Consider the following 21,341-nt stretch of genomic DNA (forward strand, 5'->3'; position numbering starts at 1 on the left):
TAAAAAAGAAGTTTCTTTTGCTATTTAGGAGTTTATGAAAGTTGTTATTCAAAGAGTATCAAAAGCAAGTGTAACTATTGATGAGGTAAAAGTAGCATCCATTTCTAAAGGGCTTTTAATCCTTTTAGGTATTATTAATGAAGATACGTTAGAAGACATTAAATGGTTAACAAATAAAATAGTGAATCTTCGTGTTTTTAATGATGAAAATGATATAATGAATAACTCTTTGTTAGATGTTAGTGGTGATGCTGTGGTGGTAAGTCAGTTTACTTTGCATGCTTCTACAAAAAAAGGAAATAGACCAAGTTATATTAAAGCAGCAAAACCCGATGTCGCTGTTCCACTTTATGAAAGTTTTGTGAAACAATTAGAAGTTGATTTAGGTAAAAAAATACAGACTGGACAATTTGGAGCCGATATGAAAGTAGAACTGCTAAACGACGGGCCGGTAACTATAATAATCGATTCAAAAAACAAAGTCTAATGGCATCTATATTTGGACATGGTGTGGTCGGTTTTACATTGGCTAAAGTCATTGATCAGCACAATGCTAAATGGCTAATAGCACTAGCTATATTTTCAACAATACTTCCTGATTTTGATGTTATAACCTTTAAATTTGGTATTCCCTATGGTCACCCTATGGGACATCGAGGATTTACTCACTCCATTTTGTTCTCCATTTTATGGGCTTTTGTTCTAATGATTACTTTTGGTAGAAAAAATAAAGGTATTTGGTTTTCGGTTATTTTTTTATCAACGCTTTCACATGGTATTTTAGACGCTATGACATCTGGAGGGAAAGGTGTTGGCTTTCTTATTCCTTTTAACAATAGTCGTTTTTTCTTTCCGTTTAGAGGGATACAAGTGTCTCCAATTGGTATAAAAGAATTTTTTTCAGAATGGGGAATGAAAGTACTATTTAGCGAGTTTAAATATGTTTTTGTCCCATCTTTTCTTATATTGTTTGTGAGAATTTTATTTTTCTGGGTAAAAAAGGGTCTTTATGGTAAAAACTGAGTTTTCTCATATAATAATCAGTCAGATACAAATATCTTTGACGTTTAAAGCAATAAATATATGATAGTAAGAAAAATTATGAGTATGGTTATTTTACTCATAGCTTTATCTGTTTCTTCACAAGAAAATTTATATCAAAGTTTAACCCTTCCAGAAAGCCTAACCAAAAATGCAAATGCAGTTCTTAGAGTAGACGATACTCAGATTAATATTTCTTCGGTAAAAAAATTAAACCATTCATATAGGCGGGTAGTTACAGTATTAAATAAAAAAGGAAATGAATATATAAGTTCATATGTTTATTACGATGACAAGATTACTATAAAAAAACTAAGAGCTGTTGTTTATGACAAATTTGGAAAAGAAATAAAAAAGTTTAAAAAAAATGATTTTAAGGATGTTGCTGCCGTAAGTAGTTTTTCTTTATATGAGGATGATAGAATGAAATATTTGGAATATACGCCTATTGACTACCCATATACGGTTGAGTTTGAATATGAAACAGAGACATCAAATACAGCATGGATTCCTTTTTGGAGGCCGTTGGAAGGGTATCTTATAAGTACACAACATAGTTCGTTTAAAATTATTTACGATGCTTCTGTTGGGATAAATAAAAAAGAGAAAAACTTTTCAGGATATAATATTATTGATAATAGCGAAGCAGGTGTTTTAGCTTATGAAGCTAAGAGTATTGAAGCTTTAAAGCAGGAAGAAATGAGCCCTAAACTTATGACATTTGCGCCTAGGCTATTGGTCTCAACAAAGAATTTTCATTATGATGGATATTATGGAGATAATAATGAAAGCTGGGGAGGGTTAGGTAAATGGATTAATGATAAATTATTAATTGGTAGAACAAAAATCTCCGAAGAATCATTAGAAAAAATTAGAAATTTAACCGCAAATGTTGAAGACCCAATAGAAAAAGCAAGAATTGTATATCAATTTGTACAAGATAATACAAGGTATATTAGTGTTCAGGTTGGTATTGGGGGAATTCAGCCAATTTCGGCTTTAGAAGTTGATAAAATGAAATATGGGGATTGCAAAGGGCTTACAAATTACACAAAAGCTTTATTAGAGGCTGTTGGAGTTAAATCTAATTATACAGAAGTTTACGCATCACCTAATACTCAATATAATATTGATAGTGAATTTGCATCTTTAATGGGGCAGGCAAATCACGTTATTCTTAACATCCCACAAGAAAATAAAGAAGATATATGGCTGGAGTGCACAAGCCAAAAACTGCCCTTTGGTTTTATTGGAGATTTCACCGATGATAGAGATGTATTGGTTATAACTTCGGAAGGGGGTAAAATTCAGCACACAAAAAAATACGAAGCAGAAGAGAGTGTGCAAATAATTAAAGGAAATTATACGATTTCCAATGATGGTGGTATTAATGCGCATGTAAATGTTAATTCCAAAGGGATACAATATGATAATAAATATTGGTTAGAAACAGAAACAGAGAGAGACCTTGATAAACATTATAAAGAACGATGGAAATACATAAATACGGTTACAATTAATAACATGCATATTACGAATGATAAAGAAGCTGTTGAATTTATAGAAGATGTTAGTTTCCAGGCATCGAAATACTCTAAAATATTAGGAGATAGAATGCTGCTTACGCTAAATGCTTTAAATAGAAATACAGATATACCGGATCGTTACAGAAATAGAAAGCTCCCTCTTAAAATTAAAAGAGGGTTTACAGATATAGATGAGGTCGAGATTAAATTACCACAAGATTATAAAGTAGAATCTAAGCCTGATAATAAAAATATTGAAAATAAATTTGGTAGTTATAAATCAGAGGTGATTGTTAAAGATGAAAACACGCTTATTTATAAAAGAGAATTTGTAGTAAAAGATGGAGAGTTTCCAAAAGAAGATTACGAATTGTTCAGAAACTTTTATAAAGAAGTGAATAAACAAGACAATGCAAAAATGGCCCTGATTAAAAAATAAAAAGAATGAGAATCACAATGATTTTATTGAGCTTATGCTTTACGCTAACAGCATTTGCTCAAGATTACAAATTCAGAAAAGTATCTAAAGAAGAGTTGCAAGAAAAATTTAACCCGTTAGATTCAGCAGCTAGTGCAACGTATTTATATAAGTACAGAAAGACTTTTTTTGAATATCACCAGGGAAAAGGGTTTCAGCTTATTACTGAGATACATGAACGGATAAAAATATACAATAAAGAAGGCTTCGGTTATGCTACTAAACAAGTGAGTTTGTTTAATAATGGCGGTCATAAGGAAGAAATAAATAGTATAAAGGCTTATACCTATAATTTATTGGAAGGAAAAATAGAAGAAGCTAAGCTAACCAAAGAAGGGATGTTTGAAACAGAAAAATCTAAACGTCTTAATGAAATGAAATTTACCTTGCCAAATATTAAAGAAGGCTGTGTAGTTGAGTTTAAATATAAAGTGGTGTCACCTTTTTATTCTCTCGTTGATGATTTTGTTTTTCAGTATGATATTCCTGTAAAAAAATTAGATGCTAGATTTGAAGTCCCTGAGTATTTTGTTTTTAAAGTGAATACTAAAGGGTTTTTGCCAGTGATTCCTAAAACAAAAAAGAAAAATGATAAAATTACTTTCACAAATAAGACTAGGTCAAGTGGTACAGGTATACGTAATGGAATAACTAGAACATCATACAGCTCATCAGATCTAGAATTTATTAAGAATATATCATCATATAACCTTACAAATGTACCTGCTTTAAAAGAAGAACCTCATGTGAATAGTATAAATAATTATAGATCTTCTGTAAAATATGAGTTGTCTTATGAAAAGTTACCACAATCTACTATTAAGTATTATTCAACAACATGGGAAGATGTTGTTAAAACCATTTATAAAAGCTCATATTTTGGAGAGGAATTAAACAAAACAAGCTATTTTAAAGATGAAATTGATGCTGTGATTAGTTCTATATCGGACCCTGTGCAGCGTACCGCTTTAATTTTTGATTTTGTTAAATCTAAAGTAAAATGGAATGGTTATAATAGTAAGTACACAAATGATGGTGTTAAAAAGGCATATAAGGATCAAGTAGGAAATGTTGCAGAGATAAATTTGATGCTAACGTCCATGTTAAAATATGCAGGTTTAAATGCATATCCTGTTTTGGTCAGTACAAGGCGAAATGGTGTCCCAATATTCCCTACAAGAGAAGGTTATAATTATGTAGTAAGTTATGTTAAATTCCCTGAAGGAAGTGTTTTGTTAGATGCAACTAACAAATATAGTACGCCTAATGTTTTGCCATTTAGAGCGTTGAATTGGCAGGGACGGGTCATTTCAGAAAACGGAGGCTCTACATTGGTAGATTTGTATCCTAAAGAAAAATCAAAGAATAATATTTCTATGATGATCAATTTAAATGAAGACGGTAGCATAAGCGGTGGGTGTAGAAGTGTTAAAACAAATCATAACGCCCTGTCGTATAGAGAGCGTTATAACGATGCTAATGAAGATGATTTTATAGAGAAATTAGAGAATAAATATAGTGGTTTAGAAATTTCAGAATTTAAAGTTACAAATGGATTAGATTTATCAAAACCAATAATAGAGTCTTACAAATTTGTTAAGGAAAGTCAAGCAGATATTATAGGAGATAAAATATACTTTTCACCAATGTTTTTTTTAAGAACAGCAGAGAATCCTTTTAAGTTGGAAAAAAGAGCATTTCCAGTCGATTTTGGATATCCTTCTACCTCTAAATATCGAATCATAATCAATTTGCCTGAAGGGTATAAAGTGGAATCCGTTCCAGAATCCGCTGCATTTAGTATGCCAGATAATTTGGGGCTATTTAAGTTTAATATATCGAATAATGGATCCTCAATTCAGTTATTAATCGATGCTAAAATCAATGAATCTATCATTTCTCCCTTATATTATGATGCTTTAAAAGAGTATTTTAAACAAATTATTGAAAAAGAAAACGAACAAATAGTATTAACTAAAGTATAGATGGATATTAAAAACGCACAAAAAATAGTTGACGATTGGATAAATGAACACGGTGTTCGCTATTTTAACGAGCTTACCAATATGGCTCAGCTTACAGAAGAAGTAGGCGAAGTAGCTCGTATTATAGCAAGACGTTATGGTGAACAAAGCGAAAAAGAAAGTGATAAAGGGAAAGACCTAGGAGAAGAATTGGCAGATGTTTTATTTGTGGTATTATGTTTAGCAAACCAAACAGGCGTTGATTTGCAAAAAGCTTTTGATAAAAGAATGGATAAGAAGGCAAAACGAGATCATGATAGGCACCATAATAACGAAAAATTAAAGTAAATTTGCAGCTTTAAAAGAGAATTTACAAGCATGCATATCACACTTCAAAAATCTAAAATTGACAAGCAATCTTCAATTCAAATAACAGGGTCTAAAAGTGAATCCAATAGATTACTGCTTTTAAAAGCACTGTATCCTGAAATCAGTCTTAATAATGTGTCTAATTCTGATGACAGTAACCTAATGACTAAGGCGTTGCGTACAGATTCGGATTTGGTTGATATAAACCATGCTGGAACAGCCATGCGTTTTTTAACGGCTTATTTTTCTGTTCAGGAAGGAAGAGAAGTGACTCTTACAGGGTCTAAGCGCATGAAAGAACGCCCCATTGAAGTTTTAGTAGAAGCACTTCAAGAACTTGGTGCGGATATTAGTTATGTTGAAAATGAAGGATTTCCACCAATAAAAATAAAAGGGAAAAAATTAACTAAGCATAAAGTATCATTAAAAGCAAATGTAAGTAGTCAATATATTTCTGCTTTATTGCTTATTGCTTCCAAACTTGAAAATGGATTAGAACTAACTTTGGAGGGTGAAATAACATCGGTTCCATACATAAAAATGACACTTAGTTTATTAGATGAAATTGGGGTAGAATCTTCATTTAAAGGAAATGTGATTACAGTTAAATCAACAACCAACAACGAACAACCACAAACATTAACTGTAGAATCAGATTGGTCATCAGCATCCTATTATTTTAGTATTGCTGCTATTAGTGAGATTGGAACAGAAATTACATTGTCTTCATACAAAGCAAATTCCTTACAAGGTGATTCTGTTTTAGTCGATGTTTATAGACATTTTGGAGTAAGCGCAATTTTCAATGATAATAGTAGCGTTACTTTAAAGAAAGAATTTTCAAACTTAGAGCCATTAGCTTTAAATTTAAAAAACGCTCCAGATATTGCTCAAACTATAGCAGTAACATGTTTTGTTTTAGGAATACCTTGTGATTTAACAGGACTTCATACACTTAAAATTAAAGAAACGGATAGGTTGGTTGCTTTGAAAAATGAAATCGAAAAATTAGGAGGTCACGTTAAAATTACAGACAAGTCTCTGCATTTATCAGCTTCAAATAGGATTAATGAACTCGTGTCAATTGAGACATATCATGACCATAGAATGGCCATGGCATTTGCTCCTATAGCACTTAAAACAGCTGTTGTTATTGAAGATGCGGATGTCGTTTCAAAATCATATCCAAGCTTTTGGGATGACCTAAAATCTATTGGATTTAAAATAACTAAATAATAATCACCCATTTACTTGACAACCCCTACTCGGAGATTGTATATTTGCAACTTTCAAAAAATAACTAACGGCTTGCTAAATAAACCTTTCAATACTATTATAGGTTATTTTTAACCTAAGATTTATACTATTGAAAAACACCTTTGACGCAATAAAAACAATAAAAACTAACAAATGAAATTATCACACTTTGGCTTCAATTTACCAGATGAATTATTAGCAGAACATCCTGCAGAAAATAGAGATGAGTCACGTTTAATGGTTTTAAATAGAAAAGAGCAAACCATTGAACATAAAATGTTTAAAGACTTAATTGACTATTTTAACGAAGATGATGTTTTAATTCTTAATAACACCAAAGTTTTTCCTGCAAGATTATACGGTAATAAAGAAAAAACAGGAGCAAGAATAGAAGTGTTTTTGTTAAGAGAATTAAACGAAGAACAACGTCTTTGGGATGTTTTGGTAGACCCGGCACGTAAAATAAGAATTGGTAATAAATTGTACTTCGGCGATGATGATACATTGGTCGCAGAAGTTATAGATAATACAACATCCAGAGGACGTACATTACGTTTTTTATATGATGGGTCGTACACAGAGTTCCGAAGAAAACTAACCGAACTTGGAGAAACGCCGCTTCCAAAATATATAAAAAGAGATGTAGAGCCAGAAGATGAAGAACGTTACCAGACTATATATGCAAAAAATGAAGGTGCAGTAGCAGCTCCAACTGCTGGGCTTCACTTTTCTAAACATTTACTAAAAAGATTAGAGATTAAAGGTATTGACTTTGCCGAAGTGACTTTGCATGTGGGGTTAGGTACTTTTAACCCGGTTGAGGTAGAAGATTTGTCGAAACACAAAATGGACAGCGAAGAGTTAAAAATTGATGAAAAAGCAGTAGATATTGTAAACAAAGGTATAGCAAATAAAAGACGTATCTGTGCTGTTGGGACTACTGCTATGCGTGCTATAGAAAGTTCTGTATCATCTAATGGAAAGCTAAATGAAATTGACGGATGGACCAATAAATTTATTTTCCCTCCGTACGATTTTAGTATCGCTAATTGTATGATTACTAATTTTCACACCCCAAAATCAACATTATTAATGATGGTTTCGGCATTTGCAGGACACGATTTTATTAAAAAAGCATACGATGAAGCTGTAAAAGAAAAATACAAATTTTACAGTTATGGCGATGCCATGTTAATTATTTAGTCCTAAAACTTGTTTCAGAATCTTATTAAAGAGAAATATGTTCTTAAGCCTTGTTTTATTTTAACAAGGCTTTTTTTATGGTCTATGTCATTCAGAAGGAGGAACGACTGAAGAATCTGGAACAGTTCTTGTGTTGTACCTGTAGACATCTAAATGAATAGTAATAGGGACTTGAGTTTTTATCAGATGTAAGCATTAAGAGATTCTTCGCTACGCTCTGAATGACAGTTTTCTTCTATAGGGAAAAGAAGTGAATCTTAAGTACAATCTATCGGTTTCAAATCCTAATACAGTATTACAACTTCAATTAATAAATCAAATATCGAAATTCGAAAAACCTTTCACTATTTTTGCAACACTTATGGCAGCTGGTAAAAAAGACATTCGCGCATTAACCAAAGACGATCTAAGAGCATTCTTTGTAAAACAAGGAGATAAAGCCTTTCGGGGTAATCAGGTTTATGAATGGCTTTGGCAAAAATCAGCACATACTTTTAAGGACATGACTAACGTTTCAAAAGAAACACGTCAAATGCTGGAAGAAAATTTTGTTATCAACCATATCGAAGTTGATACGATGCAACGTAGTAAAGATGGCACAGTAAAAAATGCAGTTCGATTGCATGATGGCCTCATAGTAGAGTCGGTTTTAATACCAACAGCAACAAGAACAACCGCTTGTGTATCCAGTCAGGTGGGGTGTAGTTTAGACTGCAAGTTTTGCGCAACAGCGCGTTTAAAACGTATGCGTAACTTAAATCCAGATGAGATTTACGATCAGGTGGTCGCTATTGATAAAGAAAGCCGTTTATATCATAATCGGCCATTAAGTAATATTGTATTTATGGGTATGGGGGAACCTCTCATGAATTATAACAATGTTATTAAGGCTATCGATAAAATTACATCTTCAGAAGGTTTAGGAATGTCTGCAAAGCGAATTACTGTATCTACGTCGGGTGTGCCAAAAATGATAAAGAAAATGGCAGATGATGCCGTGAAGTTTAATTTAGCAGTGTCTTTACACTCAGCTATTGATGCTGTTCGTACATCTATTATGCCTTTTAATGAAACCTTTCCATTAGCGGATTTAAAAGAGGCATTAGAATACTGGTACGAAAAAACAAACAGAAAAATTAGTTACGAATATGTAGTCTGGAAAGGGATAAACGATACTCAAAAAGATATTGATGCTTTTGTGAGATTCTGTAAGTATGTGCCATGTAAAGTAAATATAATTGAATATAACCCTATTGATGATGGTGCTTTTCAGCAGGCAACGAATGAGGCTTTAGAAAACTATATCAACACTTTAGAGAAAAACAGAATTGTTGTAAATGTACGCCGAAGTAGAGGTAAAGATATTGATGCTGCTTGCGGGCAATTAGCAAATAAAAAATGAAAAAAAGAACTTCAAGCCAAAGTTCTTTTTTCATTTCGTCCGTTAGAATAGTATTATTCTTTAACTATTTTAATAGTAGCAGATCTTTCTTCAGATTTAACAGTTATAAAATACAAGCCTTTATTGAGTGTAGACAAATTAATAGAATTATCTACAATATTATTAGGTTTAACATCAATTATCCGTTGCCCTAATTGATTAACTATTATCGCAGAGTCAATAATTGACTTGGTGTCAATTTTTATAAAGTCTTTAACAGGGTTTGGATAAAAATGAACTATTTCTAATGTATGGTCTGTAATAGATAAAGATGTAGAAAAAGATACTTCAAAGTCATCAACTAATAATTGATTTTGATTCGTACAGTCATAATGTCTTACAAGAATCCCAATAGTTTTTCCAGCAAAAGATGCGGGTATATCAGCTGTAATATCTTTTGCACTACCATTCCCACCAGCGGTTAAAGTTTCTTCATAAATTCCTGTTAGTGTTCCATCAAAGTCGGCATCATCATAAACTATAATAGCAAAATTCTCTGCAAAGAAATTAGGGTCATTAGACCCAACTTTCATTTTAAAAGAAATTGAAAGAGCATTTGCTGGAATTGCAAATGTGGGCGTAAACAATAAATTATCAGGTGTTATAGGTGTTCCACCAGTTGCTGCTGGTTCTGGATCCCAAGATCTTGAGAAACCCAAGGCTCCAGTAAAACCTAATGCTTCTCCGCCACCTGAGTAAAAACCCCATGTATCATCATTTGTGTCTGCGGTTCCATTACCTACACCCCAACCAGTTAGATCTTCTAAATCTGATGACCATGCTACCGTTTGAGCATTGATAGAAATTGTTGAAATCGAAAATATTATTAATAAAGTAAATTTTTTCATACTGTAATTGGTTGGTTATTATCTATTTAAGGTATGAAATCTTTTTTCTAAACAAGCATTTTATCGATTAAGCGTTTTTTTGTAAGATAAATAGTAAACACATTGAAAAGGAACTTTCGGGAATCTATAGTAGTAATATTTTAACTTTATTAGTAATTTCGCTGAGATTAAGTTTGAATATTGAAAATAGTAGAGCAAATAAAACAACCTATAGCTTATGAGATGGATCTTTTTGAACAGAAGTTCCAACTCTCCATGTCTAGTAAGGTTGCGTTGCTTAATAGGATTACCCATTATATTGTAAACAGAAAAGGGAAACAAATGCGTCCTATGTTCGTGTTTTTAGTTTCTAAAATGGTGTCTAATGGCGAGGTTAGCGAGCGTACTTATAGAGGCGCTTCGGTCATTGAGCTTATTCATACGGCGACTTTGGTGCATGATGATGTGGTTGATGATAGTAATCGTCGACGTGGTTTTTTCTCTGTAAATGCGCTTTGGAAAAATAAAATAGCCGTTTTAATAGGTGATTATTTACTGTCTAAAGGCTTGCTTTTAAGTATTGACAATAATGATTTTGATTTACTTAAGATTATTTCTATTGCGGTTCGTGAAATGAGTGAAGGTGAATTACTTCAAATTGAAAAAGCTAGAAAACTAGATATTACAGAAGCTGTTTACTATGAAATTATCCGTCAAAAAACAGCAACCTTAATTGCAGCTTGCTGTAGTTTGGGAGCGGCATCTGTAAAACCAGAATCGCAGCATGTGGAGTCTATGAGAAAATTTGGTGAACTTATAGGTATGGCGTTTCAAATAAAAGACGATTTGTTTGATTACGGTGATACTCAAATTGGCAAACCTACAGGCATAGATATTAAAGAACAGAAAATGACTTTGCCTCTAATTTATGTGCTTAATCAGTCTTCAAAAAAAGATAAAAAGTGGCTCATTAATTCTATAAAAAACCATAATAAGGATACTAAGCGTGTTAAAGAAGTTATTGCTTTTGTGAAAGGTAACGGGGGCTTAGATTATGCTATAAAGAAGATGAAAGCATTTCAGGAAGAGGCCTTACAAATACTTCAAACCTATCCGGAATCCGATTATAAAAATTCATTGGAACTTATGGTGAATTATGTCATTGATAGGAAGAAGTAGAATCTTTCATAATATAATTTTGATATTAATTTAACTAGATTTGATGATTCTTCTTATTAGATATGGTATTAGTTTGAACGTTCGAACATAAGAACGACGAATTGATTTGTTAATTATAGAGTAAAAAAGTATGAAGAGAAATCCAATTTTATAAAATAAACCGATCATATCCCAAAGGAATTCAGGTATTTCTAAATCAAATATAATTACTACATACAATGGAATTGCGATAAGAATAAAAATAAATGAAATGATAAGATAGTTCGTTTCAAAGAAAAAATCTAGCTTGGTTCGTTCATTCTTGATTGTAACTTCAGCTATTCTACCATCAACTATTGGACTAACACCTTTGTTCTTTATATAATCTTCATTGATTAAGCCGATTATTTTGATATCTAAAGAATCATTTTCATCGATAAAATCAAAATTTATTTTTAATTTATTTTCATCAATTATTTCTATGTTACCCCATCCATTTCCTTTTTTACTTTCTTTTAAGTCTATAATTCTTTCAATATTTTCACAGGTTAACATTAGAGGTTCTTTTACATATGATTTTTCTATTCTTGAAGCTCCACTATTTTTAAAAATAATCTCATAGATGTTACATCTATATAATTTTTCATTATTAACTATAATAAATCTATCATTGGTTTTGTCAGATTCGTCTTCAAATAGAATAGGCTTATCTGTCAATTCCTTGTATGACAGTTTTTTTTTCTTTAATGATTTAAAATAAAACAAGTAGCTTAAAATTAAGCTACTTAAAAAGGCAATAATAAAATTCAATAAAGGGTTACTGAAGTAATATTTAGTTCTGTCATAAATTCCCCCATTAGGATCAAAACCATAAGATTTAAATTTTAGAGAATATATAAATTCGCTTTCATTATTTTGTTTATTATTATGATATTTCCCTACTAATATTTTTCTAATACTATCTTTAGGAGCTATATTTATTTCTGCGTTATTACTATTAATTGATGATTTGTCTACTTTAATAATTTCATTATTCTTATTAAGTCCATAAATAACTGGAACAAAATCTCCTAAAATTTCAACTTTTAACCATTTATTAGTATCAACCTCATTAGTTTTATATATGTTATATTGTTCTCCTTGGAATTTTATTGAATTAGTATGTAGTTTTATATTATCAGAATTAATGATAGTTTTATTAGTTACTATTGAATTAAAGCTTTTTATTGGTTTCTCACAAATAAAAATTTGAAATTTAAATGTTGTGGAATCTGGTTTTGTAAGAAAAAGATAGTTGTTTTTTTTGAAATTATTAATCACTATATTTTTTCTCCAAGTTCTGCCTTTATGTTTAACCCCGCTATTAATAATGCTATCCGAAACTATATGACAATCAATATTATATTCATCTGAAAGAGTAGAAATATTATATTTTTTGCCTTTTTCTAGGTCTAATTTATAAATAATATAATTAGAGTTTAGTCCTATACTAACATGGTTTGTTTTAATAATTAAAGGATTCGGTTTACTTTCAAATACAGTATTTTCTATATTACAATTTGATTTTAAGGTTCCTCTATAATTTAAACTGGACTCGATTAATTCATTTATAGAGTTAGTTTGACTTGAAATACTTAAGGTACAAAGGAAGAATGCGAATAAAGCTTTTAAGTGCATATTTTATTATGAATTTAACAAGTTATAAATATAGTTATTTATTCCTACAAGTTAAATGCTTACAATTAGTCACAATCATATGGTTTGTATCTATTATTTCTAATTTCAATGTAAACCGGAAAGCTTAGCACTCGTTTGTGTTATATCTTATTTCATTTACATTTATATAAATATTTTTTATACTGGGCAACCATTAGCATGAAATTTGCGTCTTTAAAAATAGAAGGCTAAATGAAATCATTTTTGAAAGTCATACAACTGCATAATAACGAATCGTCACTTATAAAAAAAGCGATTAAAAATAATCGGGAGGCTCAACATGTATTATTTGAATTACATGCGCCAAAAATGCTAAGTGTTTGTAGATATTATATAAAAGATTTACAGCAAGCTGAAGAAGCCATGCTAAATGGTTTTTTTAAAGTGTTTTCTAATTTGAAAAGTTTTAAAAGAGAAGGAAGTTTTGAAGGTTGGATTAGACGTATTATGATCAGAGAGTCTATTTCATTTTTAAGACAAAAAAAACAAATAGAATTTTCTGTTGAAGATTTTGACCCTGAGAGTGATTATGCTAATAATATGAATACCGATATGGAAGTTGCCGAAATACAGCAGCTTATTGATGCGCTTCCCGAAGGTTATAAAATCGTATTTGTAATGTATGCTATTGAGGGATATAAACATTACGAAATAGCAGAGATGTTAAATATAGCAGAAGGCACCTCAAAATCGCAATTATTTAAAGCGCGAAAATGGCTTCAGGAAAGAATTAAAGAATTAAACAAAACAACAAGCTATGGCACCAATTAAATTTGAAAAAAATATTAAGGATAAGCTTGATAAAAGAAGGTTACAACCATCTGATAATGCTTGGGGTAAACTTTCAGAACGTTTAGGTAATCAAGAAAAAAAGAAAAATAATAAACCCATCTTATGGTTAGGTTTAGCTGCAAGTATGGTTGGGATTTTGCTAATAATACCTCAGTTTTTTAATAATGAAACTAGTGTAAATGATGTTCCAAAAACGGTGGTAAATCCAGAGATTGTGGAGCAGAATGAAAATAAAGCCATAGCCGTTGAAGAATATATTAATATTGAAAATACTACAAAAGAGACTCAAGTTAAAGAAAAGGAAGTCGTTAAAGAACCGGCAAAAAAATCAGTTCTTGTTAAATCTGAATTTAATAAAGAGCAAACAGCTCTTGTTCAAGAAAGCAACATAAAAGAATTAAACAAAGAGGCTGTTAGTACTGTTGAAGTAGCTCTTGAACCTTTATCATTTGAAGAAGAAAAGATTCAAGCAGTCGCAAATCAAATACAAGCACTAAAAGATAATGACATAGTTACAGACGATGCTATTAATGCCTTGTTATTAGAGGCTCAAAAAGAAATCAAATTAAACAGACTATATAATGGAACTACAGGCGTGGTTGATGCTAAATTATTACTTCAAGACGTTGAAGCAGAATTAGATCAATCCTTTAGAAGCAAAGTTTTTGAAGCTATCAAAGCAAGTTACGGTACTGTTAAAACAGCAGTAGCCCAGCGTAATGATTAACAAATTCCTGCGCAGGCAGGAATCTCATGAATTATAACTATAAATATCATCAAATCATCATCAATAATCAACAGATGCTGAATTTATTTCAGCATAAAAAAACGAACAGTTATGCAAACTATTACTAAGTATTTAGCACTCGTTGTGCTATGTGTAAGCGTGCAATTAATCAATGCACAAGATACGATTCCAGCCATTAAAAATGAAAAGAACATTAAAATGCTTAAGCATTTGAAAACAGTTATTGAAAAGGAAGAAAAAGACTTTCTGAAAATAGAAGTAGAGGCTATTAATAAGCGTTTAAACAATGGTGAAATTACAAGTGAAGAAGCTCAAAAGTTAAAAATGGAAGCAGCAAAATTAGCAGCATTGAATATTGAAAATCGTATAGGAATTATAGATAATAAGATAGCGCTTCTTGAACGAAATAGTTATGGGTTGAATAGGGAAGAAAAAGAAGTTAAACTAGGTATTGCCATAGATGGAGAGGAAGTGTTTTCTGTGAGAGGGAAAAACAAATTAAAGAAATATGATAAGCGAACTTCCAGCGATTTTGTATTGGCTTTTGGCTTAAATAATGCTATTATTGAAGGTGAAAAGCTTGACGATTCTCCATATAAATTTGGCGGTTCTCGATTTTTAGAACTAGGCTGGGCGTGGAAAACACGCGTGTTTAAAAATTCTAACTTTTTGCGTTTTAAGTATGGGTACTCTTTTCAAATTAATGGATTAAAACCTGATGATAATAAGTATTTCATTCAGCAAGGCAATCAAACCATATTGCAAGAATTTCCAGAAAACCTTAAAAAGTCTAAATTGTCGATTACCAATTTGGTGTTTCCTGTACATTTTGAGTTTGGGCCTTCAAGAAAGATTGAAAAAGACACATATTTTAGGTACTCTACGCGAAATCAATTCAAAATAGGTGTAGGTGGCTATGCTGGTTTTAATATTGGTACACGTCAAAAATTAAAATATGAATTGAATGGAGAGCGAATAAAAGACAAGCAAAAGCGTGGTTTTAACACTAGTAATTTAGTGTATGGATTAAGTGGTTATATTGCTTTTGATGATGTAGCACTATATGTTAAATACGATGTGTCGCCCATTTTTAAAGACCAGATGGTAGATCAGAACAATATCTCATTAGGCGTTAGGTTTGATGTGGATTAAAAAAAGCTTCCTTTTGGAAGCTTTTTTTAAAGTTTATTCTGTAGAACAACATTAATTATTTTTCTCTTTAAAAGCATCAAACTCAGATGGCGTTTCAACTTTAGGAAATGCGTTATTTTTCATATCGGTATCGGCATATTCAAAATTGGGATCTAAATTCACTTCCTTTACTTCCTTTGCTTTTATAAACGTTTTTTGAATTTCGTATTCATTTCTACGCCAAACTTCGCTAGGGATGATGTCTATTTCTTTAGAGTCATCGGTGAAGATCCACTCAATAGTAACAGGCATAACAAGCCCACCGACATTTTTGACTGTGATTTCGTAAATATTTTTACCAGAAAGCTGTTTGCGTAATTCAGGTTCATCAATTCTTGATAAAAATTGGCCATACGCAGCGTCAGGTGTTGTATTCATAGTAATTGTTTCCGGACCACTGGAAAAGTCCTTAGCTTGAGCTTGGGCGTTTTTGCCAGAGGCATCAATTTTTACTTTAGAGCTGTTATTTTGATCTTCGATATTCGAATTCTCTTCATATACTTTAAACCATTTTACATGACTTAATTCCATATCTACATGATCGGTAGTAAAAAACCAACCTCTATAAAACCAATCTAAATCGGTAGCAGTAGCATCTTCAAGTGTTCTAAATAAATCGGAAGGATTTGGGTGTTTGTATTTCCAACGGTTAGCATATTCTTTAAAAGCTTCATCAAATAACTCTTTTCCAATAATAGAATTACGAAGCATTTGCAGTCCAACGGTTGGTTTTAAATAAAAATTAGCCCCAAATTGAGACATAAGTTCACTATCTGAAGTCGTCATAATTGGACGTAAAATATTTTTATCACCACTCATAAAGGGCACAATACTTTTAGGTGTTACACTATTAAAATCTGGATAGCGTTCTGCAACGGTTCTTTGGTGTAAAAAAGTATTTAAACCTTCGTCCATCCACATCCATTTACGTTCGTCCGAACTCACAATCATAGGGAACCAGTTGTGACCGACTTCATGAATAATAGTCCCTATCATACCTTGTTTAGCCCCATCGCTTATTTTGCCATTTTTTGGTCGTCCGCCATTAAAGCTAATCATTGGGAATTCCATGCCAATATTAGACGTGTTTACAGAAATAGCTACAGGGTAAGGATAATCGAAAGTAGCTTCAGAATATACTTCTAAAGCATGCATGACCGCTTTAGTAGATTCTTCCTGCCAAACAGGTAAGCCTTCTTTTGGATAAAAAGACATGGCCATAACGGTGTTGGTCGGTAATTTTACAGCTTGGGCATCCCACATAAATTTACGAGAAGATGCAAAAGCAAAATCACGAACATTTTTAGCACTAAACTTCCAGGTTTTTTGCTTCTTTGATTTTTGTTTTTCATTGGCTTCGGCTTCTTTTTGTGTAATAACCATGACAGGTTTGTCAAAAGACTTCCGAGCGTCATCTAATCTTTTACGCTGTGTTTTTGTTAACACAGACTCGCTATTTTGAAGTAAACCAGTAGCCGCCACAATATGATCTCCTGGTACGGTAATTTCAACGTCATAATCTCCAAACTCCAGAGCAAATTCCCCAAGCTTTTGAAATTGCTGATTTTGCCAACCTTCAGTATCATTATAAACGGCCATTCTAGGAAACCAGTGAGCAATGAGGTAAACAGTATTATCGTCAGATGGAAAATACTCATAGCCTTCGCGAGATAGCAAATACATACTCCTATCGGTAATAGGATAAGACCATGCTATAGAAAAACTTGTAGATTCACCCGATTTAAGAAGTGTATTCAGTTTAACCTTCATCATGGTATTGTTAACCATGGTTTTTATATTATTCCCATCAGAATCTTTTACATATTTAATAGAATAACCGGCAGGAAAATCTATGGCTCTAGTAAGAAATTGCATTTGCCTGCTAGTCATGCCGTTTTTTATATTGTTATTTATACCACCAAAATCTTCATTTCCTTTTTTGTTGACGTTTTGTTCAAGCTGCATCCACAAATAGCTCAAATCATCTGGAGAATTATTGTAATAAGTAATGGTTTCTTCACCAGAAATGGTATTGTTGCTTTCGTCAAGGGTCACTTTTATTTTATAATTAGCACGTTGTTGCCAATAATCCCTTCCAGGAGCCCCGCTAGCAGTTCTGTAAGTGTTAGGTGGAGTAATCATATTGTCAATAGGCTCAAATTTGCCTTGCCAAGGTTGTGTTTGGGCTTCAGTAGGTGATATAGCAAAAAGAGCTAAAAATGAAAAAAGAAAAAGTCTCATAGTTTTTAGTGTATTATTTGAATTAGTCAGGCACAAGATAGGAAATATTAATATAAAACAACCTTAGTTTTTTGTTGCTTAAAGCCTAAGTGTTCAGTACATTTGCGTCCCTAAAATATTTATAATATATGAGTAAGAAAAAAGATTTAACATTTGATGTGTTAATAGAAATACCAAAAGGGAGTAGAAATAAATATGAGTACGATTTTACCCTGCACAAAATTCGTTTCGACCGTATGTTGTTTTCATCAATGATGTATCCTGGAGATTATGGGTTTATTCCAGAAACCTTGGCTTTGGACCAAGATCCATTAGATGTATTGGTTATGGGAACAGAACCAACATATCCTATGGTGGTTATGGAGGTAAGACCAATTGGTGTCTTCCATATGACGGATGAAAAAGGACCTGATGAAAAAATTATTTGTGTGCCTGTTTCCGATCCCATTTGGAGTAAAAATAAAGATATATCAGATTTAAACCCTCATAGATTAAAAGAAATAGAGCATTTTTTCCAGGTATATAAGGATTTAGAAAAAAAGAAAGTTGATACTGGGGGATGGGGAAATGCTGAAGAAGCTGCTAAAATTTATCAAGAATGTGTTAAGCGATATGAAAATAGCGAACACAAGAAAAAACGAACTTTTACGATCTAATACCAATTTTAGTGTAAAAGTCACATGTCGACTCGTTTACCCAATCTCTGTCGGCAGGAAGTTGAGTACAGGCTTTTTAAAGTTTAAAAACCTTGTTCGTAAATCCCATAACGATGTTATGTAATCTAATCACAACATTTTTAGATTTTAAAATAACAGCAGTTTAATACGATATCTTACCTTCAAATTGGTATAATTGAAAGATTAATAAAATATTACAAAAAAAAATGAGCCATCTTTAATTAAGGGTGGCTTTTTTTATCACTTATATTTTCCTATTTTTAGCTCCGTTAAAAAATAATAACCAATAAAACAACTAATTAATATGGAATTAATAGTGAAATTTTTACCAGTGTTTGGAGTTTTAGCATTGCTCTATGTCTTTATAAAAAGTGCGTGGGTATCCAAACAGGATCAAGGTGATGAAAAAATGATTAGAATTGCGAAAAACATTGCTGATGGCGCCATGTCTTTTCTAAAAGCAGAATACAAAATTTTATCAATATTTGTAATTGCTGTGGCTGTTCTATTATATTTTAAAGGAAATGCAGAAGAAGGATCTAATGGTATGGTTGCTGTATCATTTATTGTTGGAGCCATTTGTTCAGCCTTAGCTGGATTTATAGGCATGAAAGTCGCTACTAAAGCAAATGTTAGAACAACAAGTGCAGCAAGAACGTCTTTAGGAAAAGCATTAGAAGTTGCTTTTGCCGGTGGTGCTGTTATGGGATTAGGCGTTGTTGGATTAGGTGTATTAGGGCTTAGTGGTTTGTTTATGATTTATCAGGACATGTGGAGTGGTCCCGAGAATTTATCGTTAGTACTAAATGTACTTTCTGGATTTTCATTAGGAGCGTCGTCTATAGCATTATTTGCACGTGTTGGAGGTGGTATTTATACCAAAGCAGCAGATGTAGGAGCCGATTTAGTTGGTAAAGTGGAAGCGGGAATTCCTGAAGATCACCCTTTAAACCCTGCGACTATTGCAGATAATGTAGGTGATAATGTTGGTGATGTAGCTGGTATGGGAGCCGATTTATTCGAATCTTATGTGGGATCTATTATTGGTACTATGGTATTAGGTGCTTTTATTTTAACACCAGATTTTAACGGTTTAGGTGCTGTGTATTTACCGTTGGTATTAGCAGCTGTTGGTATTATGATGTCTATTATAGGAACGTTTTTTGTAAGAGTAAAAGATGGTGGAAACCCACAAACAGCTTTAAATATTGGTGAATTTGGTTCAGCAGGATTAATGGTTGTTGCTTCTTACTTTATTATTAATGCTTTAATTCCTGAAACTGTTGACGGTTTGCCTTTTGGAGCTATGGGTGTGTTTTGGGCAACGATTGCTGGTTTAGTAGCTGGTTTAGCAGTTGGTAAAGTAACAGAATATTATACAGGAACTGGAAAAGGACCGGTAAACTCTATTGTAAGACAATCTGAAACTGGTGCTGCAACAAATATTATTGCTGGTTTAGGTATTGGAATGATGTCTACTGCAATTCCAATTATATTAATTGCTGCGGCTATTTTAGTATCACATCATTTTGCTGGTTTATATGGTATCGCTATTGCTGCGGTAGGAATGCTGGCAAATACAGGTATACAATTGGCAGTTGATGCTTATGGACCAATTTCTGATAATGCTGGTGGTATTGCTGAAATGGCAGAATTACCGAGTGAAGTTCGTGAACGTACCGATAAGTTAGATGCTGTAGGTAATACAACAGCTGCCATTGGTAAAGGATTTGCAATTGCTTCTGCTGCCTTAACGGCGTTGGCTTTATTTGCGGCTTTTATGAAAACAGCAAATGTGACTGCTATTGATGTTTCGCAACCTCAAATTATGGCAGGGCTATTAGTAGGAGGTATGCTGCCTTTTGTGTTTTCTGCCTTATCTATGAATGCCGTTGGTCGTGCAGCTATGGCCATGATTGAAGAGGTACGTCGTCAATTTAGAGATATTCCACAATTAAAAGCGGCTCTTGAAGTGATGCGCAAATACGATTCTGATATGTCTAAAGCCAATGAAGAAGATAGAAAAATATTTGATGCTGCCGATGGCTATGCTGAGTATGATAAATGTGTAGATATTTCTACAAAAGCATCGATTAAAGAAATGGTGTTTCCAGGCTTATTAGCGATTGCGGTTCCTGTAGCTGTTGGATTTATTGGAGGCGCAGAAATGTTAGGCGGTTTACTTGCAGGTGTGACTACTTGTGGTGTACTTATGGCAATTTTCCAATCGAATGCTGGTGGTGCATGGGATAATGCTAAAAAAACTATTGAAGAACAAGGTAAAAAAGGAACAGACGCTCATAAAGCGGCTGTTGTTGGTGATACCGTTGGAGACCCTTTTAAAGATACTTCAGGGCCTTCTTTAAATATTTTATTGAAATTAATGTCGGTTGTAGCATTGGTTATTGCGCCTAGTATTGCTTTATCTTCGGATGTTGTTACAGCTTACGTTTCAGAAGGAAATGAGATAGAAAATGTTGCGATTTCTAAAGAAGTTAAAGTAGAAATGATTAATAATGATGATGGCACTGTTAAAGCGATAGTCACTACAGTAACTATTGAAGATGGTGAAGAATCAACTAGTTATGAGACTTTTAATGGAAGTGCATCTGAAGTAAAAGCTAATATTGAAGCTTTAAAAGGAAGTGATAAAATAGCTGGTGTAGAAGTAGAAGAAGTTCTTAATTAAGTAAAAAAGAATAACAAATAATA

At 32.5% G+C, this 21,341-nt stretch carries 17 protein-coding genes; 14 read left to right on the forward strand and 3 right to left on the reverse strand.

What is annotated here, in order from left to right; all coding sequences use genetic code 11:
• Positions 1 to 34: 34 nt before the first annotated feature.
• The 8 genes from dtd (at position 35) to rlmN (ending at position 9,240) form a co-directional block, all read left to right on the forward strand.
• Complete coding sequence (gene dtd / locus Q4Q47_RS12000; RefSeq protein ID WP_303306897.1) at positions 35 to 487, forward strand: D-aminoacyl-tRNA deacylase; 453 nt, start codon at positions 35 to 37, stop codon at positions 485 to 487.
• Positions 487 to 1,023: a metal-dependent hydrolase gene (locus tag Q4Q47_RS12005; RefSeq protein WP_303306898.1), complete on the forward strand. Its 537-nt coding sequence runs from the start codon at positions 487 to 489 to the stop codon at positions 1,021 to 1,023. Before dtd ends, Q4Q47_RS12005 begins: the two co-directional genes overlap by 1 nt.
• A 60-nt stretch (positions 1,024 to 1,083) precedes the next feature.
• Entirely contained in the window at positions 1,084 to 3,006 is a 1,923-nt protein-coding gene (locus Q4Q47_RS12010) for a DUF3857 domain-containing protein (RefSeq protein ID WP_303306899.1), read from the forward strand.
• A gap of 5 nt (positions 3,007 to 3,011) precedes the next feature.
• On the forward strand, positions 3,012 to 5,030 hold the full coding sequence (locus Q4Q47_RS12015) for a DUF3857 domain-containing protein (RefSeq protein WP_303306900.1): 2,019 nt from the start codon (positions 3,012 to 3,014) through the stop codon (positions 5,028 to 5,030).
• Positions 5,031 to 5,357 (forward strand): nucleotide pyrophosphohydrolase, encoded by a 327-nt coding sequence (locus Q4Q47_RS12020; protein WP_303306901.1) that lies wholly within the window; start codon positions 5,031 to 5,033, stop codon positions 5,355 to 5,357.
• Between the two features lie 30 nt (positions 5,358 to 5,387).
• Entirely contained in the window at positions 5,388 to 6,614 is a 1,227-nt protein-coding gene (locus Q4Q47_RS12025; protein ID WP_303306902.1) for a 3-phosphoshikimate 1-carboxyvinyltransferase, read from the forward strand.
• 174 nt (positions 6,615 to 6,788) lie between these two features.
• Entirely contained in the window at positions 6,789 to 7,838 is a 1,050-nt protein-coding gene (gene queA, locus Q4Q47_RS12030) for a tRNA preQ1(34) S-adenosylmethionine ribosyltransferase-isomerase QueA (RefSeq protein WP_303306903.1), read from the forward strand.
• A 361-nt stretch (positions 7,839 to 8,199) separates the two neighbouring features.
• Complete coding sequence (gene rlmN / locus Q4Q47_RS12035) at positions 8,200 to 9,240, forward strand: 23S rRNA (adenine(2503)-C(2))-methyltransferase RlmN (RefSeq protein ID WP_303308468.1); 1,041 nt, start codon at positions 8,200 to 8,202, stop codon at positions 9,238 to 9,240.
• Positions 9,241 to 9,293: 53 nt separating this feature from the next.
• Here the strand turns inward: rlmN and Q4Q47_RS12040 are convergent, their stop codons facing one another.
• A complete protein-coding gene (locus tag Q4Q47_RS12040; protein ID WP_303306904.1) occupies positions 9,294 to 10,127 on the reverse strand; it encodes a T9SS type A sorting domain-containing protein in 834 nt (277 codons plus the stop codon).
• 180 nt (positions 10,128 to 10,307) lie between these two features.
• On the opposite strand from Q4Q47_RS12040, the gene Q4Q47_RS12045 reads away from it, so the two are divergent.
• The gene (locus tag Q4Q47_RS12045; protein ID WP_303306905.1) at positions 10,308 to 11,285 is read left to right on the forward strand and encodes a polyprenyl synthetase family protein; all 978 of its coding nucleotides are present in this window, start codon (positions 10,308 to 10,310) and stop codon (positions 11,283 to 11,285) included.
• Positions 11,286 to 11,315: 30 nt separating this feature from the next.
• On the opposite strand, the gene Q4Q47_RS12050 is transcribed toward Q4Q47_RS12045, so the two are convergent.
• A complete protein-coding gene (locus tag Q4Q47_RS12050) occupies positions 11,316 to 12,941 on the reverse strand; it encodes a hypothetical protein (protein ID WP_303306906.1) in 1,626 nt (541 codons plus the stop codon).
• A 231-nt stretch (positions 12,942 to 13,172) separates the two neighbouring features.
• On the opposite strand from Q4Q47_RS12050, the gene Q4Q47_RS12055 reads away from it, so the two are divergent.
• The 3 genes from Q4Q47_RS12055 (at position 13,173) to Q4Q47_RS12065 (ending at position 15,672) form a co-directional block, all read left to right on the forward strand.
• Positions 13,173 to 13,751, forward strand: coding sequence for an RNA polymerase sigma factor (locus tag Q4Q47_RS12055; protein ID WP_303306907.1), 579 nt, complete (start codon positions 13,173 to 13,175; stop codon positions 13,749 to 13,751).
• Positions 13,738 to 14,499 carry a hypothetical protein gene (locus Q4Q47_RS12060; RefSeq protein ID WP_303306908.1) on the forward strand — a complete coding sequence of 254 codons (762 nt, stop codon included), beginning with the start codon at positions 13,738 to 13,740 and terminating at the stop codon, positions 14,497 to 14,499. Before Q4Q47_RS12055 ends, Q4Q47_RS12060 begins: the two co-directional genes overlap by 14 nt.
• Positions 14,500 to 14,610: 111 nt before the next feature.
• The gene (locus Q4Q47_RS12065; protein ID WP_303306909.1) at positions 14,611 to 15,672 is read left to right on the forward strand and encodes a hypothetical protein; all 1,062 of its coding nucleotides are present in this window, start codon (positions 14,611 to 14,613) and stop codon (positions 15,670 to 15,672) included.
• A gap of 51 nt (positions 15,673 to 15,723) precedes the next feature.
• On the opposite strand, the gene Q4Q47_RS12070 is transcribed toward Q4Q47_RS12065, so the two are convergent.
• The gene (locus Q4Q47_RS12070) at positions 15,724 to 17,952 is read right to left on the reverse strand and encodes a M1 family metallopeptidase (protein WP_303306910.1); all 2,229 of its coding nucleotides are present in this window, start codon (positions 17,950 to 17,952) and stop codon (positions 15,724 to 15,726) included.
• Between the two features lie 128 nt (positions 17,953 to 18,080).
• Here Q4Q47_RS12070 and Q4Q47_RS12075 point away from each other — a divergent pair, with 128 nt between their 5' ends.
• On the forward strand, positions 18,081 to 18,608 hold the full coding sequence (locus Q4Q47_RS12075; protein WP_303306911.1) for an inorganic diphosphatase: 528 nt from the start codon (positions 18,081 to 18,083) through the stop codon (positions 18,606 to 18,608).
• A gap of 325 nt (positions 18,609 to 18,933) precedes the next feature.
• Positions 18,934 to 21,318 (forward strand): sodium-translocating pyrophosphatase, encoded by a 2,385-nt coding sequence (locus tag Q4Q47_RS12080; RefSeq protein ID WP_303306912.1) that lies wholly within the window; start codon positions 18,934 to 18,936, stop codon positions 21,316 to 21,318.
• Positions 21,319 to 21,341: the final 23 nt, after the last annotated feature.

It is taken from the genome of Flavivirga spongiicola (genome assembly GCF_030540825.1).
GTDB lineage: Bacteria > Bacteroidota > Bacteroidia > Flavobacteriales > Flavobacteriaceae > Flavivirga > Flavivirga spongiicola.

Bases quoted from the DNA above. Each gene is read 5' to 3' on its own strand.
- dtd (WP_303306897.1), top strand. From the start codon at position 35: ATGAAAGTTGTTATTCAAAGAGTATCAAAAGCAAGTGTAACTATTGAT.
- Q4Q47_RS12005 (WP_303306898.1), top strand. From the start codon at position 487: ATGGCATCTATATTTGGACATGGTGTGGTCGGTTTTACATTGGCTAAA.
- Q4Q47_RS12010 (WP_303306899.1), top strand. From the start codon at position 1,084: ATGATAGTAAGAAAAATTATGAGTATGGTTATTTTACTCATAGCTTTA.
- Q4Q47_RS12015 (WP_303306900.1), top strand. From the start codon at position 3,012: ATGAGAATCACAATGATTTTATTGAGCTTATGCTTTACGCTAACAGCA.
- Q4Q47_RS12020 (WP_303306901.1), top strand. From the start codon at position 5,031: ATGGATATTAAAAACGCACAAAAAATAGTTGACGATTGGATAAATGAA.
- Q4Q47_RS12025 (WP_303306902.1), top strand. From the start codon at position 5,388: ATGCATATCACACTTCAAAAATCTAAAATTGACAAGCAATCTTCAATT.
- queA (WP_303306903.1), top strand. From the start codon at position 6,789: ATGAAATTATCACACTTTGGCTTCAATTTACCAGATGAATTATTAGCA.
- rlmN (WP_303308468.1), top strand. From the start codon at position 8,200: ATGGCAGCTGGTAAAAAAGACATTCGCGCATTAACCAAAGACGATCTA.
- Q4Q47_RS12040 (WP_303306904.1), bottom strand. From the start codon at position 10,127: ATGAAAAAATTTACTTTATTAATAATATTTTCGATTTCAACAATTTCT.
- Q4Q47_RS12050 (WP_303306906.1), bottom strand. From the start codon at position 12,941: ATGCACTTAAAAGCTTTATTCGCATTCTTCCTTTGTACCTTAAGTATT.
- Q4Q47_RS12055 (WP_303306907.1), top strand. From the start codon at position 13,173: ATGAAATCATTTTTGAAAGTCATACAACTGCATAATAACGAATCGTCA.
- Q4Q47_RS12060 (WP_303306908.1), top strand. From the start codon at position 13,738: ATGGCACCAATTAAATTTGAAAAAAATATTAAGGATAAGCTTGATAAA.
- Q4Q47_RS12065 (WP_303306909.1), top strand. From the start codon at position 14,611: ATGCAAACTATTACTAAGTATTTAGCACTCGTTGTGCTATGTGTAAGC.
- Q4Q47_RS12070 (WP_303306910.1), bottom strand. From the start codon at position 17,952: ATGAGACTTTTTCTTTTTTCATTTTTAGCTCTTTTTGCTATATCACCT.
- Q4Q47_RS12075 (WP_303306911.1), top strand. From the start codon at position 18,081: ATGAGTAAGAAAAAAGATTTAACATTTGATGTGTTAATAGAAATACCA.
- Q4Q47_RS12080 (WP_303306912.1), top strand. From the start codon at position 18,934: ATGGAATTAATAGTGAAATTTTTACCAGTGTTTGGAGTTTTAGCATTG.